At 61.5% G+C, this 18,106-nt stretch carries 16 protein-coding genes; all 16 read right to left on the bottom strand.

The window, feature by feature from the left end; genetic code table 11:
- Positions 1–113: 113 nt before the first annotated feature.
- The 16 genes from QEZ49_RS10325 to tolQ all read right to left on the bottom strand — a co-directional run bounded on the left by QEZ49_RS10325 (position 114) and on the right by tolQ (position 18,049).
- Positions 114–926: an outer membrane beta-barrel protein gene (locus QEZ49_RS10325; protein ID WP_280386628.1), complete on the bottom strand. Its 813-nt coding sequence runs from the start codon at positions 924–926 to the stop codon at positions 114–116.
- A 242-nt stretch (positions 927–1,168) separates the two neighbouring features.
- Positions 1,169–2,005 carry an outer membrane beta-barrel protein gene (locus tag QEZ49_RS10320; protein ID WP_280386626.1) on the bottom strand — a complete coding sequence of 279 codons (837 nt, stop codon included), beginning with the start codon at positions 2,003–2,005 and terminating at the stop codon, positions 1,169–1,171.
- Positions 2,006–2,274: 269 nt separating this feature from the next.
- Positions 2,275–3,630, bottom strand: a complete 1,356-nt coding sequence (glmM, locus tag QEZ49_RS10315; protein ID WP_280386624.1) for a phosphoglucosamine mutase — start codon at positions 3,628–3,630, stop codon at positions 2,275–2,277.
- A gap of 223 nt (positions 3,631–3,853) precedes the next feature.
- On the bottom strand, positions 3,854–4,939 hold the full coding sequence (folP, locus tag QEZ49_RS10310; protein ID WP_280386622.1) for a dihydropteroate synthase: 1,086 nt from the start codon (positions 4,937–4,939) through the stop codon (positions 3,854–3,856).
- Positions 4,940–5,043: 104 nt separating this feature from the next.
- Positions 5,044–6,963: an ATP-dependent zinc metalloprotease FtsH gene (ftsH, locus tag QEZ49_RS10305; protein ID WP_280386620.1), complete on the bottom strand. Its 1,920-nt coding sequence runs from the start codon at positions 6,961–6,963 to the stop codon at positions 5,044–5,046.
- Positions 6,964–7,296: 333 nt separating this feature from the next.
- Complete coding sequence (gene tilS / locus QEZ49_RS10300) at positions 7,297–8,721, bottom strand: tRNA lysidine(34) synthetase TilS (RefSeq protein WP_280386618.1); 1,425 nt, start codon at positions 8,719–8,721, stop codon at positions 7,297–7,299.
- Positions 8,708–9,844, bottom strand: coding sequence for a tol-pal system protein YbgF (gene ybgF / locus QEZ49_RS10295; protein WP_280386616.1), 1,137 nt, complete (start codon positions 9,842–9,844; stop codon positions 8,708–8,710). The genes tilS and ybgF overlap by 14 nt, the downstream gene beginning before the upstream one ends.
- A gap of 290 nt (positions 9,845–10,134) precedes the next feature.
- Positions 10,135–11,217 (bottom strand): OmpA family protein, encoded by a 1,083-nt coding sequence (locus QEZ49_RS10290; RefSeq protein WP_280386614.1) that lies wholly within the window; start codon positions 11,215–11,217, stop codon positions 10,135–10,137.
- A 342-nt stretch (positions 11,218–11,559) separates the two neighbouring features.
- Positions 11,560–12,069 carry a peptidoglycan-associated lipoprotein Pal gene (pal, locus tag QEZ49_RS10285; protein WP_068465088.1) on the bottom strand — a complete coding sequence of 170 codons (510 nt, stop codon included), beginning with the start codon at positions 12,067–12,069 and terminating at the stop codon, positions 11,560–11,562.
- 1,124 nt (positions 12,070–13,193) lie between these two features.
- Positions 13,194–13,319 (bottom strand): hypothetical protein, encoded by a 126-nt coding sequence (locus QEZ49_RS10280; RefSeq protein WP_280386611.1) that lies wholly within the window; start codon positions 13,317–13,319, stop codon positions 13,194–13,196.
- 58 nt (positions 13,320–13,377) lie between these two features.
- Positions 13,378–13,503: a hypothetical protein gene (locus tag QEZ49_RS10275; RefSeq protein WP_272481832.1), complete on the bottom strand. Its 126-nt coding sequence runs from the start codon at positions 13,501–13,503 to the stop codon at positions 13,378–13,380.
- A gap of 40 nt (positions 13,504–13,543) precedes the next feature.
- Positions 13,544–13,675, bottom strand: a complete 132-nt coding sequence (locus tag QEZ49_RS10270; RefSeq protein ID WP_280386608.1) for a hypothetical protein — start codon at positions 13,673–13,675, stop codon at positions 13,544–13,546.
- Positions 13,676–13,946: 271 nt separating this feature from the next.
- Positions 13,947–15,227, bottom strand: a complete 1,281-nt coding sequence (tolB, locus tag QEZ49_RS10265) for a Tol-Pal system beta propeller repeat protein TolB (RefSeq protein ID WP_280387277.1) — start codon at positions 15,225–15,227, stop codon at positions 13,947–13,949.
- A gap of 371 nt (positions 15,228–15,598) precedes the next feature.
- Entirely contained in the window at positions 15,599–16,672 is a 1,074-nt protein-coding gene (locus QEZ49_RS10260) for a protein TolA (RefSeq protein ID WP_280386606.1), read from the bottom strand.
- Positions 16,673–16,837: 165 nt separating this feature from the next.
- Positions 16,838–17,287, bottom strand: a complete 450-nt coding sequence (tolR, locus tag QEZ49_RS10255; protein ID WP_280386604.1) for a protein TolR — start codon at positions 17,285–17,287, stop codon at positions 16,838–16,840.
- Positions 17,288–17,332: 45 nt separating this feature from the next.
- Positions 17,333–18,049, bottom strand: a complete 717-nt coding sequence (tolQ, locus tag QEZ49_RS10250) for a protein TolQ (protein ID WP_280386602.1) — start codon at positions 18,047–18,049, stop codon at positions 17,333–17,335.
- Positions 18,050–18,106: the final 57 nt, after the last annotated feature.

Here is an 18,106-nt window from a genome sequence, read left to right as displayed (position 1 = left end):
AAGCGTTTTCACATCACAACGCTCTATGGCCCGGCGCGGATAACGTCAACCATGCCCCGGAAAAACGAAAGGGCGGCACAGGGCCGCCCTCTCTACGCAAAACTCAGCGCCGGTTAATTGACATAAAACCTGAGACCAGCGCGGATCTGATGTTCGTTGAGGCTGCCGAACTCAACCGTTGAAGCATAGTTCGGTGACGAGCTGACGCTCGGGCCGCCGACATGCAGGAAGCGGTAGTTCACGTCCAGCGCCCAGAACGATGAAAATTCGTAGGTGAGACCGACCATCGCCGCACCGGCGAACTGCACCTGCGTGCTGCGGTCTCCGGTCGAGAATGAGCCGACACCCGTGTTGGTGTAATCGACGTTGCGCGTGCCCTGATTGACCGCGAAGCCAAGACCACCACCGATGTAGGGCGTCCAGGGCGTACCGGTACGAATGTCGTAGTAGCCGTTCAGCATAAGGATGGTGGACATCCACTTGGTGCGATCCACCGCCGAAACGGTGTTGCCACCGATCACAGCGGAAGCGGTCTGCTTAGTGCTCATGATCGAATGCATGTCGACGGTGAGATCGGTGCGGAAGTACGGTCCCCACACATAACCCACACCGACGCCGCCGGTGAAAGATGGCTCGAAGCTGTTCTCGCGCCCGACATTGCCGAACGTCTGCTCGATGATGTTGGCACCAAGCACGTTGACCGAGGGCGAGCCGCCAAAGCCAGCCGCGAAGTCACCGCGGAAGTACCACTCGGCTTCGTAAACCGGCACCGGAATGGGTGCTGGCACGGGTGTGCGGATGCCTGACGGATTGATGCCGTTGGAATAGTATGGGTCGCCGTCAGCCAGCGCCATCGAAGCCATCGGGGCGATCATGCCAACGCCAACGGCCAAGGCGAGCGAAATTCTTTTCAGGGCGCAGTTCATGTGCGTCGATCCTTGCTTGACGGCTGGCTGGCTTGAAGCCTCGCTCAACGTCCTAACTCTGCTTTTAAAGCTACTGCCCGCCCGACGGGGACGAACGATCACGCGTAAGCAAAACAGGAAATCGAACTGGAGACTTTCAGGCGGCCACAATCGACGCGGGCCGCGCACGCCGGGCTTGTTGCGATGAACAGCCCGGCGTCACGCTAGTTTGTGTGCGGCGCTGAGGGATGCGCCGCGCAGTATTACTTCACAGGAGCGTAAGCAACGGTTTCGCGCTGCAGCTTGTAGCGAACACCGAACAGCAGGTCGTTCGAGGTGATGTCCTTGATGTGGACGCCGCTGTGCGCGTAGTTGCCGTTGAAGTCGTAAACCGCTCCGCTGGAAGCGCTGCCCAGATCGGTGTAGCGGTACGACAGATCGACAACCATCTGCGGTGTCACGTCGTAGCTCACACCGGCGTGGATCGCCCAGGCAAAGTTGGTCGTGGTCTTGTCGCCACCGAAGGCAACGCCACCCAGAGGCACGTTGATGTCCTTCATGCCGGAGACGTTGACCGATGCAAAACCGATGCCGGCACCGATGTAAGGCGTGAAGCCACACCAGTTGCCCATGTCGATGTAAGCGTTGGCGAGACCGAGCCAGCTCTTGACGTCGGCGGTGTATTCGTTGGTGCCGGCACCGAAGCCAAAACCACCGGGATAGCTGTCGTGACCAACGAACAGCGCGTCGCCGCGATATTCACCGGTCAGGTCGAAGCGCAGCCAGTGGCGCGCCTGCCAGCCAATGCCGATGCCGTACAGCGGGCTCGACTTGATGTCCTTGTGATGCACCGAGAAGGTGTTGGTGTTGTAGGCGTCGGTCCAGATGTTGCCGACATCCGGATTGGCCTGACCAACATAACCCTTGAAGTAGATGCCGCGATCGGACGGCGGCGGCGGCGGCACGTCATAGCCACCCTTCAGACCGCCGTCGTAACCACCATTATAAATGTCCGCGGCAGAGGCTGGAGCGCACAGGGCGAGCACGAGGGCTGAGCCGAGCGCGGCGCCAAGCGCGTAGGAACTGCGATTGGTATTCATGTTACTTCCCCTTCGAAATCGTCATGCCAACCCGTAGGCCGGCGCTCGTCTGGCGAACGCGCAACGTGCTCGGTTAGCGACTATGGGGAAGAAGGTTTAAAGGACACTTAATCGCCGTTTCGGTTTGAAACAAAACCGTCGGCCATAGTGTTAACGAAGTGTAAACGGCGCCCAGCCGGATTATTCAGCACGCGGACATCGAAACGGAAATGCCCCGCCGAAGCAGGGCATCTCTATAGCGTCAGCGCGATATGCTGCAAGCGGATCGATCACTCAACAGCGGCTGCGCGTACGGCTTCAACGATATCGCCGACGACATTGTTGACGAGCGTTTCATCGTCGCCCTCCGCCATGACGCGGATGACCGGTTCGGTTCCGGACGGGCGAATGACAAGCCGGCCGCACTTGCCGAGCTTTTTCTTACCCGCACTGATCGCCTCGACCACGCGCGTGTCTTCCAGCGGCTTGCCGCTTTCATAGCGCACGTTTTTGAGGATCTGCGGCAGCGGATCGAAACGCTTCGTGACCTCGCTGACCGGAACGCCGGTGGAAACAACAACCGCCAGCAGCTGCAGCGCCGTGACGAGGCCGTCGCCCGTGGTGGCGTACTCGGACAGCACAATGTGCCCCGACTGCTCGCCGCCGACGTTGTAGCCATGCTTGCGCATGTGATCGACGACATAGCGATCGCCCACCGGCGTGCGCACCATCTCAAGGCCGATGCCCTTCAGGTAACGCTCAAGACCGAGGTTGCTCATCACCGTTGCAACCACACCACCGGCGGTAAGCCGGCCGGTGCGATGCCAGTTCTCTGCGATCACCGCCATGAGCTGATCGCCATCGACGATCTCACCCTTCTCGTTGACGATCACGACGCGATCGGCGTCGCCATCGAGCGCGATGCCAATGTCGGCGCGCACTTCGCGCACCTTGCTGATCAGCGCATCCGGGGCAGTGGAGCCGCACTTGTCGTTGATGTTACGGCCGTTGGGCTCAACGCCGATCTTGATGACCTCGGCGCCCAGTTCCCACAGCGCTTCCGGCGCCACCTTGTAGCCAGCGCCGTTGGCGCAATCGATGACGATGCGCATACCGTCGAGCCGCAAGTTCTTCGGCAGGGTGCGCTTGGCGAATTCGATGTAGCGCTCCTGCGCGCTCTCAACCCGGGTGGCGCGACCGATGCGATCCGCAGGCGCGAGCAGATCGGCGACGTTGCCGTCGATCAGTCCCTCGATCTCAAGCTCCGTCTCATCGGAAAGCTTGTAGCCATCGGGATCGAACAGCTTGATGCCGTTGTCGTCGTAAGGGTTGTGCGAAGCGGAGATCATCACGCCGAGATCGGCACGCAGCGAACGCGTGAGCATCGCGACCGCTGGCGTCGGCATCGGACCGAGCAGAAACACATCCATGCCGACCGCCGTGAAGCCGGACATTAGCGCGGCTTCAAGCATGTAACCGGACAGGCGCGTATCCTTGCCGATCACCACGCGGTGGCGATAATTCGATTGCTGCTTCTGGAAGATCTTGCCTGCGGCCATCCCGACCTTAAGCGCAACCTCGGACGTCATGGGCGGACGATTGGCGAGCCCCCGGATGCCGTCGGTCCCGAAATAACGACGCGACATATGGATCCCCTTGGATTTGCGGTGAGACGCCTGCACCCACCAATTCTGCTGAATCAAAATCAAAGACTTAAGACGCTCATTTCGAGCATACGGATGGGCCAGTACAAGCCCTAATGGCCGCTATCCCGCGGTCGTACAATCAAATTAGGTTCTATCAGGTTGCAGTATAAACTCTATGTATACCGCACGATCCTGATGTCACAAATCCCGGCATAATTGATCGTTAGCGCAGCGCCTCTGCCGTGCCGGCAATCGAAGCACGCCAGACGTTCAACGCCTGATACGTCGCCGCAACGTCGTGCACGCGCACAATCTGCACACCCTGCGCGGAGCCCGCCAACGCTGCCGCGATTGAGCCGGGTACTCTGTCCCGTGGATTGGGCACATCGCAGATATGGTCGATCAACTTTTTACGCGATGCGCCCAGCAGAATCGGCACGCCCAGCGCATGATAAAGCGACAGCGACGCCATCACAGCTACGTTGTGGTGCAGATGTTTGCCAAAGCCGATACCGGGATCGACGATCAGGCGCGCGCGCGGAATGCCCACCTCCTCGCATGCAGCAATGCGCCCTTCCAGATAATCAAAAACATCGAGCACGACGTCGTCATACTGCGGGTTGTCGTTCATGGTGCGCGGATCGCCCTGCGCATGCATCAGGATCACCGGCAGCCCGGTCGCGGCGGCAATGCGCATCGCATCGGGATCATGCGACAGCGCTGAAACATCGTTCAGGATATCGGCCCCGGCTGCCGCTGCCTGACGCATAACTTCGGCCTTGCGTGTGTCGATAGAAATAAGCTTGTCGGTGCGCTTTCTGAGACCTTCGATCACCGGAATAACGCGCGCAAGCTCGTCCTCCGCCGGCACGTAAGCCGCGCCGGGGCGGGTCGATTCTCCGCCGATATCCAGGATATCCGCGCCCTCTTCGGCAAGCTGGAGCGCGTGGTTGATCGCGGCCTCCGCCTGATCATGCAGACCACCATCGGAGAAACTGTCTGGCGTGACGTTGACGATGCCCATGATGCGCGGACGGTCAAGCGCAAGGCCAGCAATGCGCGGACGTGGAGCGGTAATGGCTTCCAGATCCTGCGCGGCCAGCAGCGTCGCGCGGCCCCAGTCGCGTTCGATGGCATCGCCCAGCGTCACGATGCGGCGGGTTATGTGGGTGCCATCGCGTTCCGCCAGTTCAACCGTCGTGAAGGACAGCGCCTGCCCGGCGAGTGGCAGCCCCGCAAAGCCTTCCTCGATGGGATCGGCGGGAGCCGGGAACAATCCGATCGGCTTCAGATAGGTGGCGCGCTGCATGGGTGAAGGAGCCTCTTTCGCAAAAAACAAAGCGGCCGCGATGTTTGTCTCGCGGCCGCTTCTAGCGTGTTCTTGTCGCTACCGTAAACCCGAGGAGGCTAGCCTCAGGCGGAGGGAGCAGGCTCCATGCCGCCGGAAGGACGGAACCGGCCACCGGCGGTCGGCACAGCCGAGCCGGCCTGATCCTTCGGCAGGTCGTCGTCGTTCTTGCGGACGATCTTCTCGCCGCGCATCACAGCCTGCACTTCTTCGCCGGAGATCGTCTCGTACTCCATCAGCGCCTGCGTGATCGCCTCAAGATCCTGACGGTGCTTCTCGATCACCTCGCGAGCGGTATTTTCGCCCTCGGTGACGATGCGGCGGATCTCATGGTCGATCAGGCGTGCGGTGTCTTCCGACATGTTCTGGCGCTGCGTGATCGCATGGCCGAGGAACACTTCCTGCTGGTTCTCATTGTAGAGCAGCGGGCCGAGCTTCTCGCTCATGCCCCATTCGGTGACCATCCGGCGGGCAATGTTGGTCGCCTGCATGATGTCGCTGGAAGCACCGGTATTCAGGTGTTCCTTGCCATAGATCGCCTGTTCGGCAATACGGCCGCCGAACGCCATGGCAACGCGGGCTTCACACCACTGCTTGGAGTAGCTGAGCTTGTCGCGCTCCGGCAGGTTCATCGTCACGCCCAGCGCACGGCCGCGCGGGATGATGGTGACCTTGTGCAGCGGATCGCCGCCCGGAACGACCAGCGACACAAGCGCGTGGCCGGCCTCGTGATAGGCGGTGGCGAGCTTCTCTTCCTCGGTCATGGCCATGGAGCGACGTTCCGCACCCATCATCACCTTATCCTTGGAATCCTCGAACTCCTGCTGCGTGACCAAGCGCTTGTTGCGACGTGCGGCCAGCAGTGCAGCTTCGTTGACGAGGTTGGCAAGATCGGCGCCCGAGAAGCCCGGCGTGCCACGGGCAAGCACCCGCGGATCGACGTTCGGTGCGACCGGAACCTTGCGCATGTGTACGCGCAGGATCTTTTCGCGACCGGCGACATCAGGGTTCGGCACCGTGATCTGACGGTCGAAGCGGCCCGGACGCAGCAGCGCCGGATCGAGCACGTCAGGACGGTTGGTTGCAGCGATGAGGATGATGCCCTCGTTCGCCTCGAAGCCATCCATCTCAACCAGCAGCTGGTTCAGCGTCTGCTCGCGCTCGTCGTTGCCACCGCCAAGGCCTGCACCGCGGTGACGGCCGACAGCGTCGATTTCGTCGATGAAGATGATGCACGGCGCGTTCTTCTTCGCCTGCTCGAACATGTCGCGCACGCGGGAAGCACCGACACCAACGAACATTTCAACGAAGTCCGAACCGGAGATGGTGAAGAACGGCACGTTGGCTTCGCCTGCGATGGCGCGGGCAAGCAGCGTCTTACCGGTACCCGGAGGACCGACGAGAAGCGCACCGCGCGGAATGCGGCCGCCGAGGCGCTGGAACTTCTGCGGATCACGCAGGAATTCCACGATCTCCTGCAGGTCGTCCTTGGCTTCGTCAACGCCCGCAACGTCCTCGAACGTGACGCGGCCATGACGCTCGGTGAGCAGCTTGGCGCGCGACTTACCGAAGCCCATCGCGCGGCCCGAGCCCGACTGCATCTGACGCATGAAGAAGATCCACACTGCGATCAGCAGCAGCATGGGGAACCAGTTGAGCAGCACGCCCATGATCGAGGGCACGTCCTCATCGGAAGGACGGGCACGGAACTTTACGTCCTTCTTCTCCAGTCGCTCAACGAGGGTAGGATCCGCCGGAGCATAGGTGGAGAAGGCCGTGCCGCCATCGCGCATCGTACCGTAGATGCGATTGCCGGCGATGGTGGCATCCGAAACGTTGCCGTTGTCGACCGCGGAGATGAATTCCGAATAGGTGATTTCACTGCCGCGACGGCTCTGGGCCGGATTGTTGAACAGATTGAACAGCGCCGCGAGCAGCACCAGAATGGCTACCCAGATGGCAAGCTTTTGAAAGTTTGAGTTCATCTCGTTCCCTGTGGAGCGCACATATGGCTCAGCCCAACCCTATTTTCGGTCCTTGACCGGACGTCCCTGCGGGTCTGCGCATCGCTTCCCGCTAACATAGGAGTGAGCCTCGGCAATGCCAAGTTACACCGTCTTTTTACACCTGCTTCGCTGCCCAGGAGCTTAACGCCGACCAACGAAAAACGCGACGGGCCAGCCGCCGCAGAGTTTGTTGATCCCGCTCAAAAGCTGCCTCCAGCGCACAAATTAAAGCCAAGGTCGCTTGAACGGACGTAGCTAGGGCGTTCCCACAAATGGTTGTATGGATCGCGAAATAACGGTGCGATCGCGTTTCTAGGCCAGAAATTCGGCCGAATAGAGTTCGATCTCGCGCCCGAAATGGCCCTTATCATTCTTAAGCCAATCGGCAAAAAAGGGCACCGCCACCAGCTCATCGCCCCGCCAGATCGCCGGTAAGGTCGCCGCCGGAGCTGCTTGCATGGTATCCGGCCAGCCCTCCATCCGCCGCAGATTCGCCAACGCCGGCCGGCCCAGTGCCCTGACCTCTACCAATGACGGGCTTGTGATGTCGGCCCGGACGCGGAAGCGGCCGTCCCAGATTGCGGTTTCGCCGGGTTGCAGCGTCAGCACTGGCAGCCCACGGCCGTCCTCGCGCCAGATCCGCAGCTCATCGCCCTGGGGGGTGACGATGGCGCCGCCCAGCGTTGCACCTTCAAACCCTACGGCGCTGGCCCGGCGCGTCAGATCCTCCAGGCTCGCCAGCGAAACCGGAACGGCAGATCCGCCAAAGCGGCCGATCAGATCGCCCAGCATGCGCAGCCGCAGTTCCTCCGGCGCCTGCCGCCAGATCGTCAGGTCGAAACTTGCGTAGGCGCCCCGGTGCAGATCGAGACGCGCACGGGCCGCCAGTTCCTTCTGCGCCTCCAGGAGCGCAGCGCGAGCACGCGCAATCCGCCGCACACTGACAGCCAGCCGATCGTTGCTGAAGCCCATTTCAGCCAGCAGCCGTGCGGCCTTGCGGATTCGCACCCGCTCGAACCGTTCAACAGCGTTGCTGGGATCGTCGATCCAGCCGATGCCCCGCGCCTGCAACGTGGCGCGCAGCGATGCTCCCGAGATGCTCAGCAGCGGCCGCACCAGCATCACGCCATCGGCTGCGGCGGCATCCAACGGCCGTTCCGGAGCCATGCCCGCCAGCCCATCGATGCCACTGCCACGCGCCAGCCGCATCAGCAGCGTTTCGGCCTGATCGTCCGCAGTGTGCGCCGTAACAACGGCAACCCGTCCTCGCTCCGGCAGGCTATTCGCCAGCTCACCCAACAGCCGGTAGCGCTCGCGGCGCGCTGCATCCTGAATACCGGTGGCGGGTTTGTCGCCGATCCAGCTCAGCAGATGAGCTTCGAGATCTAAATCGCGCGCCTGCTGCACAACCCATTCAGCTTCGCGGCGCGATTCAGCTCGCAGGCCGTGATCGACGGTTGCGACGATGATGTTGGGGGAGCGCTTCCCGCACTGCTGGCGCCAGCGTGCAGCCAGATGCATCAGCGCCATGCTATCACCGCCCCCGGACACCGCCAGCACAACGGCATCAAAAGCGGTTAGCGGCGCAAACAGCGCCGCCAGTGCATCATCCGAAATCAAGGGTTCGGCCGCGACCGCGCAGCCTTCGGCGGCATCGGTACGTCCATCGGCATCGTCCGGAGCAGCCGCAGCTTGCCGGGCATCACGCGCTAAGCTGTTCGGATTATCCGCAGCCAATGCGCTGACGCTCCTCCTTGGCCCGCGACTTCACGTTCTCCGCCGCATTGGGAAAGCGCGTCGAAAGTTCGCCAAACGAAGAGCAGGCGGCATCTTTCTGGCCGAGGCGGTCCAGCGACATGGCAAGCTTGAGCAGACTGTCGGCCGCGCGCGCGTTACCGGCGTAGTTCTGATAGCCCTTCAGGAATGCAGCCGCTGCAGCCTTGTATTCGCCGCGCACAAAGTACGCCTCACCCAGCCAGTATTGGGCGTTTCCCGCCAGCGAGTCCTGCGGATAGCGGCCCAGAAAATCCTCGAACGCACCCTGCGCAGCCGGGTAATCGCGCTGCATCAGATAGCCATAGGCGGTTTCGTAAAGCTGCTTGGCGTTGCCTTGCTCGGCGGCATTCAATGCTGTAGCTGCGCCGAATGCTGGCGGAAGCGCTGCCATTTCCGGAGCAGGATCGGCCGCCGCAGCAATACCGCCCGGCATTTGTGCTCCGCGCATCGCACCCGCCGAACCGGCGGCGCTATCATTTTCGATCAGCCCGCCGATCAGATCGTTTCCGCTGCCAGCCGTAACGGTCGTGGAGCCAAACCGCGCCGTATCAGGAACCGTCGCGCCGAAGTCTGCCGGTTGCCCCGCCGCCGGCATCAACTGCGTAGCGAAGCCGCCACCGCTGCTGTCCGTACCCGCATCGGAACGGCGCGGACTGCCGCCCATCGTGCGGATCTGATCGGTAAGCTGCTGCACCTGAGCCGACAGCGCGCGCATCTGTGTTTCGAGGCCATCGAGGCGCAGACCATCAGCGCCGCCGCCACCGCCGGATGCGCCACCGCCGCCGCCACGCGCCAGCGACTCCACGGTGCCGATCATCACCTGCATGTCGACAAGCTGTTCCTCAAGCTGCTCGATGCGACGGCGCAAAGCTGCCGCCTCGGAGTTTGCGGACGATGCCGACGATCCTGCCTTGGGTGCGCCCTGCCCCGCCGGAGCTGCCTGAGCAATCCGCAGCGGCTGTTCGGCAGTTGCCTGCGCCACATTGGCCGTCAACAGGCACGGCGCGGCGAGCAACGCTGAAGCCAGCAGGAGCCCTGACTGCGCACCGCGGCGGATCGGGGTGAATGGAGTGTGGCGGAGCATTGGCGTTTGGCTACCTGAATTCTGAAGCGAAACTTGGTATCTAAAGCCTGTCAGCATTTCATTGAACCACGGAAAGGCCCTAGATGTCTGTTTTGCCGTGCTTCTCTTCGGAAAACCGGTTCCCCACTTTTCCGGAAGCACCCTAGGCGTTCGATGAAACTATGTGCCGCAAATTTGCGGCATGCATGCAATCGCACGCTGCTAGCGTTAAGCGCAAACCAGACTATGCAAGCTTTGGCGTCTGTTTTAGCCACCATTTCGCGCTAGGCCACCATTTCACGCTAGGGTTGTCAACGCGACACCCCCACCTGCCTGACCAATGCGGAATTATCGTGTCCGTCGGCCCCGGCGCGGTGTTCGTGGTGGATCGCAGTCGCGTCATCCTCAACAATCCGCGCGGCGGTGGCAATCGGCGGCGGCGTCAGGCCAAGACGCGCATGCGTACCGGCGACGAACACCACCGTTATGACGCGGCGGTTCTGTGCCTGGCAGCCCGCATCGGAACAGACTGCAACTCGACCGGAGCGGCCGTGAGGCGCGACAGCCAAACGGGAAGGCTCAACACCTTCATCGATAAGACGCTGGCGCACGGCGGTGGCGCGCTTGACCGACAAAGCCACGTTGTCCTCATCGGAGCCTGGCTCGTCAGCGTATCCGGCGATAGTAGCTTCAAACTCATGCCAGCGCTTCAGCCAGAGCGCCTGCGCTGCGAGGGCCATGCGCGCACGGCTGCCAAGCTCGGCACTGCCGGCGGAGAAAAACACACGGTCCCCGGCTTCGAGGCGCATCCGCGTTTGGATCGAAGCGTTCCGGCGCACCTCCTGATCCCATGCGGGTGTAGGACGGAAGCCCTGATACAGATTTTTCGGCGGTTGCTGCACAACAGGAAGCGGCAACGAACCGGTGGTCATCTCGCCGGTTACAGCAACCGCAGCCGCATCGTAACGCGCGTCCAGACCATGCGCCTGCAGATCGAATGTTCCAGCTTCCGTTGGGACAGCTGCAGCTTCAGCATAATGCGGCGGCGTGCCTGCACGGGCGATGGCCGGAACTTCCGCTACGGAATGAAACGCGCTGTCCGCAAGCCGTGAAAGCTCGTTCTGTGCCCGCTGCGCCGACCCCGTTTCGGGAAACTGCAGCACAACAGTTTCAAACATCCGGCGCGCGACATCCTCATGCCCCGCCTGCAGCTTTTCAATGCCGTCGAGATAGAGCTCGCGTGCGCGCTGCTCGTCGCTGAACAACGAATAGCCAGTTCCTGCATGGGAAGGCTCCGCCGACGCGGGAACAACAGGCGCCCAGACCGCGACGGCAACACCGAAGCACGCTGCAACGAAACCACACCGACTGTTCGCAAAAGCCAAACGAACCATCATTCCACCCACGGACAAACCGCTGAAAACACGCTGATCATTGCGCAGCGTTTGCGGCGATTCTTTGCCGTTTTTGCCCATGTCACATGCTGTTGTGGATGTGCGGCATGCACGCAACAGATTTGCGCATCGGGAGCAATCGCGGGCGTGCGGCCGTGACACCAAATCGTTGCATGTCGACATAATTACGCGGGCGCGCTGGTGCGCCGTTTCCGGCACTGACCGCAGAAACAAAAAACACCCCGAGTTGCCCCGAGGTGTTTTTATGTTTGCTTCAGACGGGCCGTTTCAGCCTGTCGCCGTCATCGCCAAGCTTGGCCCAATGACAACGCAGCGGCGGAATCAGTTTCCGGCGGTGCGAGAGTTCAGCACCGTTTGTGCTCGGCGATTCTGCGACCAGCACGAGATGTCGTTACATACCGCAACCGGGCGTTCCTTACCGTAGGAGATGGTGCGGATACGCGCGCCGTTGATGCCGTTCTGCGCCAGGAAGTTGCGCACCGTGGTGGCACGGCGTGCGCCCAGCGCAATGTTGTATTCACGCGTACCGCGCTCGTCCGCGTGGCCTTCGATCGTCACCGTGTACTGCGGATAGTGCTGCAGCCATTGCGCCTGCTTCTGCAGGGTTGCAACAGCTTCCGGCGTAAGATCCGTGCTGTCGGTTGTGAAGTAGACGATATCACCCACATTCACAGAGAAGTCGCGATGCGTACCCGGCGCGACCGAACCATCACGGCCGGTTAACTGCGAGTTGGGCTGGTTCTCATTGTTGGCGCAGCCGGCAGCCAACGCTCCTAAAAGAACGACGGCGAGCAGGCGCGTCCCACGAGCGAACCAAGTTGTCGACGCCATGAAAATCCCTTTCGTCAGCCCGCATAACAACTCCGCAAGCGGGCGACTGTTTCCCTCTGCATGGGCTACCCCATTGGCCGTACCAAATTGTGGCCACCCAGCAATTTCCGAAACCTTGCTCCGATTCGTCCGGCGAAGGTCCGTATGCAACAAAATAATCGGTGGGCAGTCATCGCGCGCGGCGACCAAAGGCCCCGGTGTGTCCGGTTTGCACACATGTGTTACCCGGCTCGGGAACTAACATGGGGTTAACCGGGAGGTGACGGGCAACCGGAGATGGGCGTTGCGGGCTGCATCCAGCGTGACGTTGCGGAGCATCGGTGTGCTCAGCGTCCGGTACCAAACGCGGCGTAAGGTGCAGCCGACTCGCAGCCAAGGCTTGGTGAATTTGCGGCCCGTCGATTGCCAGCCAGAGAATCAGACAACGGATCGGAAACTGCGAGGAACCGCCCGTTACCCAATTGCCGGTCGTCCCCTTGATCTCCGCACGGCCACTCGAACGGTCAGGGCGCCGCTCAGCATGACAGAAAGCTGACTGATGCGCCGTTCCGCGCGACGCTGATGAGGCCTCGACCGCATCAACCGCCCATCACCATCTGGGCTGGGAGCTACGTACGCGCAATTCCTGATCCGAGCAGTCCGACTCGGCGACCATCCATCCATCGATCGGAGCAGTTGCAGGCCAGCAGTCGCCTGTGCCTTCGCCCGCCACAGCACAGCGCCGCCCACATTTCAGACGGCGAGAGTGCCCATCTAGGCCGGGCAGCGCACGAAGGCGAATCACAGCTGGCCGTGCAGCAGGAAAGGCGCGGCGCCACACCAAACGATCCGCGGATCAGCCCAACGTCCATATCGGCTTACCGTCAGAGGCCGCGGGCGCGGGAAAATTGGGTGGCCTGCGAGGGGCGGACCAGCGAGGCCAGAGCTTTGAGGGGTGCGCCTGCGAGGCTGGAGCCGTACTCGCCCGATAGCCAATCGCGATACGGCGACAACGCAGAGACGAAGCCGGGAGCAGCGACGCAGAAACAACCCCAAAAACGACAAGGCCGAGGCCAGCGTTCTTCACGCTAGCCTCGGCCTTAAAAATCGCCCTCAGGAAACCTGAGAGGAAGTTAGCTCACAAATTAGCGAGCAACTTCGGTGGTGATCACGTCCGTAGCGCCGAGCTTCAGCGGAACCGGCTCTTCACGGCGGCAAGCGCCCAGAGCAACAGCAGCAGCAACGGCCGCAACAAGGATGGCCCCCTTCATCGTCGTATCTCCTAAAAAGGTAAGTAGGCTAAATGTCCCCACTCACTAAGCGGAATGCTTAGCGAGCAACTTCGGTGGTGATCAGGTCAGTGGCGCCGAGCTTCAGCGGAACAGGCTCTTCACGACGGCAAGCGCCCAGAGCAACAGCAGCAACGACGGCGGCGAGTACGAGTGCACTCTTCATAGCTTTTTCTCCTAATGTTGTCCTGGCCTTGCCCCGGCTCTTAGCGAGCGGGCTGCGTGGCGACAGGTAGTTCGGCGCCCAGCTTCAACGGCACCGGTTCTTCACGGCGGCAAGCACTTAGCGCAATGGCCGCAACCACTGCTGACAAAACGATCAGCCCCTTCACCTGCATGGTAATCTCCTGATGCTTTATCGGCACTAGCCATATATTGGCGTACTGGCGCGGCTCGTCTTGATCAAGAACAGAGGCGATTATCCCTCTGTTTTCCAACCACGTAGATGCGAAAATGCAACTCCATTTCACACCTTTTCAAACGGCACGCGCAGCACTACCCCGACATTCGCAAGTCGTTGTTCTTGCATATGAAAAACGCCAAACGAATCTCGGAGCACTTGTGCATAATACAGCATCTGAAATGGTTAACACCAAGTTAAATGCCGTATCAATTCAGGAGCGGTGACCAAGCCGGATCCGACGCGAAAGATGGCGTACGGATTATTCGCTCGTTGTAGCCGGTCAAATCGACCGAAAAGATCTGTGCTCCGCCGTTCGCGCCCTGCGATTCTCTGAAGAACATCAGAACTCTGCCGTTCGGCGCCCAGGTCGGGCCCTCGTTGTGGTAGCCCTCGGTCAACACACGCTCGCCGGTGCCGTCCGGACGCATGACGCCGATAAGGAAGCGGCCGCCATACTGCTTGGTGAAGGCGATGTAGTCGCCGCGTGGCGACCACACGGGCGTTGAGTAACGCCCCTCACCGCGACTGATCCGATGTGCACCTGAACCATCGGAATTCATTACATAAATTTGCTGGGTGCCTTCGCGATCGGTCTCGAACACGATCTGCCGGCCATCGGGTGAATAGCTTGGCCCCGTATCAATCGAGGTGCCCGGCGTGAGCTGGCGCCGCTGTCGGCTGCGCAGATCCATTTCGAAGATCGCTGAATTGCCGTCCGACTGCAGACTCATCACGATGCGCTGCCCATCCGGAGAGAATCGCGGCGCAAACGTCATGCCCGGGAAATCGCCGACGACTTCGCGCTGCCCTGTTTCCAGATTCATCAGGAACACCCGCGGCTGTCCGCTCGTATAGGACATGAAGGTGATTTCCTGATTCGTCGGGCTGAAGCGCGGCGTCAGCACCAGCTCGTTGCCCTTGGTCAGCAGGCGCACGTTGTGGCCATCCTGATCCATGATCGCCAGACGCTTCACGCGGCGATCTTTCGGGCCGGTTTCATCGACGAAAACTACGCGGGAATCGAAGTAACCGGATTCACCGGTGAGTTGCTTGTAAACCTGATCGGCGATGATGTGACCGACACGACGCCAGTTCTGCGGCGCGGTTGCGAACCGCTGCCCAGCCAACTGCTTGCCCGTGGTCACGTCCCACAGCCGGAACTGCGCAATGATTCGCCCATCGGGGCCGCGCGCGACATCACCCACGACCAGAGCATCGGCACGAATGGCGCGCCAATCACCGAAGCGGGGCGCGGCGTTGACGTCCCGCACCTGCTCCAGGAATGACGCACGGTCGAGCGGATCAAACAGACCCGAGCCGCCCAAGTCGGCGGTCACAACCTCGGCGACATCCGCCGCCAGCTTTGGATCGGGCCCCAGGAAGAACGGAATCGCAATCGGGATTGGCGCGATGGTGCCCTGCGTCTGGCGTCCCTGCAGACCACCGCCGGAAGTGCCGCCCGAAAGTCCGCCACCACCGCCACTCATTTGCGGCGGCGGGGCTTGCATCTGCTGGAGCTGGCTATCGAAACCACCTCCAGCCCCTGGGCCCTTGTAGCTATCGTCAGGGCGCTGCGCGAATACCGGCGTCGACAGCACTCCGGCCATCAGAAGCGCCAACGCCCCCAATCGTGCCCATACGTGCCGCACGGAATTTCCGCGTCCACCTGCTGCAACCGTCTGCTTCGCGTTTTGCATGTCGTCGAACCCTTTGTCGCTGAGGGTTGCTTAGCATCAAACTGGGGCGTTTTGCGATCCGATAGAATCGGATCGCACGCCCTGGATTTTTGATTGGTCGCATTTTCTTTCGACGAACGGCGTCAGCTTCGTCGGAAAATGCTCCAGGCCCTCGCGCATTCCTATCGCTGCACAAGACCGAGGATGACGGGCCAATCAAAGGCCCAGGTTACCGTGCTCCAGGCGCCATATTTGTCCGGCGGAAGCTGGAATGGCGCGCATTGTTTGACGGCCCGGACGGATGCATCGGCGGCAATGGCAAACAGCGGCGTGTTCTGCCGCCCCAGCACCACCGGTTCGCCATTCAACGAACCGTCCTGATTGAGCTGGAAGCGCACGTTGACAATCGGCGTATCGGGACCGCCGCCACCGCCCGGCAGACGCGCGCACGGCTCAAGCTGGCGATTGATCATCGACAGCAGCAAGTCTTGCTCGCGTGCGGACAAAACGGTGTCGTTGCCCTGCCGCTCACCTGCGGTGGGGCCGGTATAGTCGGTCGGCCTGGTCGGCGGCGTTGAAGACTGCGGCGCACCGCGTTTGTCCGGCGTCTTGTCCAGCAGCGCGGCAATCTTGTCGGCGTCGAACTTGTTCTTCTCCGCGGCCTTGCGCTTTTCCTCAGCCAGCTTGCGCTTACGCTCGTCCTCTTTCTTCTTCGCCTCGGCCTTTTTCTTAGCTTCAGCTTTCTTTTTGGCTTCGGCCTTGCGCTTTTCTTCGGCCTGCTTCTTCGCCTCTTCCGCCTTGCGCTCCTGCTCGATCTTTTCCTCAAGCAGCTTCTTTTCGTCCGGCGTTGGCCCCGGTTCGGGTTCAGGTGGAGTGGGTTCGGGCGGCGGCGCAGCCGCCAGCTTTTCGGCGATCGGATCCGACTTCGGCGGCGGCGGTGTTTCGGTTTTCTGCGGAGGCTCGGGCTCCGGCGGAGGCGGCGGCGGTTCGGCAGCAGGCGGCGGTGCCGTCACCGGCTTGGGCTTCTCAGCCTCTTTCTTTGAGATTTGAGGCTCGGGCTCTTCCTTCGCCTTCGCTTCGAGTTGCTTGGACTGCGGATCGCCCTGCTTCAGACGCGTGATTTCCGACGGCGTGACAATCGTCGCCTCGATCGGAATCACGGTCGGCAGATCAAGCGGCGCCTGTTTGAACGAAAACAGCGCGTATGCCAGCAGCATCGCGTGGCCTGCAAACGAGGTGAAGAGACCGCGGTACACGGCTAGCGTCCCAATACTAAAGCTCGCCAGCGGTTATCGCCGGAAAACGAAGCAAACTCAGATCCCTCGACCGGAGATCTGGGCATTCGAAAATCGCGCATGTGAGCGTCGCGAAAGTCACAATCGGTTTCGACGCAGTGGAGCGCGAGTTTCACGGTCACCGCATCAGCCTCCATCCTCCACTTCGGTTACGAGAGACACCTTGCGGAATCCGCCAGCGCTGATGCGCCCCATCACCCGCATCACGGTGCCGTAGGAAACGCCCTTGTCGCCGCGCACGAAAATCTGTTCGTCGTAGCCGTTCTTGGCGATTGCCTTCAGCTTCAGCGCAATTTCCTCAAGGTCGACTGCGGTCTCGCCGATGTAGACGCTGCCATCCGCCTTAACGCTGATGGCCAGCGGTTCCTTGTTGGATTCAAGCTGCTTGCCCTTTGCCTGCGGCAGCTCGATCGGCACGCCCACCTGCAGCATCGGTGCTGCGACCATGAAGATGATCAGCAGCACCAGCATCACGTCGACGAACGGCGTGACGTTGATCTCGGCCATCGGAGCATGGCGCCCACGGCGGCGGCGTTTGCCACCGCCTCCGTTGTTCATCCTGACGCTAGCGCCCATGGATTATCGGATCTCCGTCTTGCTGCCGCCCGATGGCGCGCAGTCTCAACTTCTAACGTCAATCTGGCGCGATACGATGGCAGCGAACTCGTCGGCGAACGATTCAAGCCGCTGGCTGATCTGCGCGCTGTCGGCGGAGAACTTGTTGTAGAAAATAACGGCTGGAATAGCCGCCAGCAGGCCCAGCGCGGTGGCGAACAACGCTTCGGCGATACCCGGCGCAACGACAGCCAGATTGGTATTCTTGGAAACGGCGATGGCCTGGAAGCTGGTCATGATGCCCCAGACGGTGCCGAACAGTCCGACGAACGGCGCGATCGCGCCCACGGTGGCGAGGAACAGCAACCGGCGGTCCAGGCGCTCCATCTCGCGGCTGATGGTGACGTCCATCACCTTCTCAACGCGCAACTGGATGCCGCCCATGGCGCGGATGTTGCCCTCGACGGAGCGCTTCCACTCGCGCATCGCAGCAACGAACAGCGCCGCCGTGGTGATCGGCTTGGTACGCGACAGAGCCGAATAGAGCTCGTCAAGCGACTGGCCGGACCAGAACATATGCTCGAACCGATCGGACTCGGCGCGTGCCTTGCGGAACGCGAAGAACTTCTCGATGACGATTGCCCAGGACCAGATCGAGGCGATGACCAGCCCGACCATGACGAGCTGCACGACGATGTGGGCCTGCAGGAACAGTTCCAGGAACGAAAAGCCGTGCGCCGTCGGCGGACCGATGGCTTCCTGGGCAAGATCGGTGGGATTCATCTGTTTATCCGTGGCGAGGATGGCTCTGGGAACATGGCGGCCGAAGGTGGTCCGGAG

This window comes from Hyphomicrobium sp. D-2, assembly GCF_029872155.1.
In the GTDB taxonomy this organism is placed as follows: domain Bacteria; phylum Pseudomonadota; class Alphaproteobacteria; order Rhizobiales; family Hyphomicrobiaceae; genus Hyphomicrobium_A.
Note: the sequence above shows the minus strand (reverse complement) of the source record. Positions and strands in the feature narration are given on the sequence as shown.

Coding starts and splice junctions, on each gene's coding strand:
- ybgF (WP_280386616.1), bottom strand. CDS start 9,844: ATGCTCCGCCACACTCCATTCACCCCGATCCGCCGCGGTGCGCAGTCA.
- QEZ49_RS10320 (WP_280386626.1), bottom strand. CDS start 2,005: ATGAATACCAATCGCAGTTCCTACGCGCTTGGCGCCGCGCTCGGCTCA.
- folP (WP_280386622.1), bottom strand. CDS start 4,939: ATGCAGCGCGCCACCTATCTGAAGCCGATCGGATTGTTCCCGGCTCCC.
- pal (WP_068465088.1), bottom strand. CDS start 12,069: ATGGCGTCGACAACTTGGTTCGCTCGTGGGACGCGCCTGCTCGCCGTC.
- QEZ49_RS10290 (WP_280386614.1), bottom strand. CDS start 11,217: ATGGTTCGTTTGGCTTTTGCGAACAGTCGGTGTGGTTTCGTTGCAGCG.
- QEZ49_RS10280 (WP_280386611.1), bottom strand. CDS start 13,319: ATGAAGGGGGCCATCCTTGTTGCGGCCGTTGCTGCTGCTGTTGCTCTG.
- tolR (WP_280386604.1), bottom strand. CDS start 17,287: ATGGGCGCTAGCGTCAGGATGAACAACGGAGGCGGTGGCAAACGCCGC.
- QEZ49_RS10270 (WP_280386608.1), bottom strand. CDS start 13,675: ATGCAGGTGAAGGGGCTGATCGTTTTGTCAGCAGTGGTTGCGGCCATT.
- ftsH (WP_280386620.1), bottom strand. CDS start 6,963: ATGAACTCAAACTTTCAAAAGCTTGCCATCTGGGTAGCCATTCTGGTG.
- tolB (WP_280387277.1), bottom strand. CDS start 15,227: ATGAGTGGCGGTGGTGGCGGACTTTCGGGCGGCACTTCCGGCGGTGGT.
- tolQ (WP_280386602.1), bottom strand. CDS start 18,049: ATGAATCCCACCGATCTTGCCCAGGAAGCCATCGGTCCGCCGACGGCG.
- glmM (WP_280386624.1), bottom strand. CDS start 3,630: ATGTCGCGTCGTTATTTCGGGACCGACGGCATCCGGGGGCTCGCCAAT.
- QEZ49_RS10275 (WP_272481832.1), bottom strand. CDS start 13,503: ATGAAGAGTGCACTCGTACTCGCCGCCGTCGTTGCTGCTGTTGCTCTG.
- QEZ49_RS10325 (WP_280386628.1), bottom strand. CDS start 926: ATGAACTGCGCCCTGAAAAGAATTTCGCTCGCCTTGGCCGTTGGCGTT.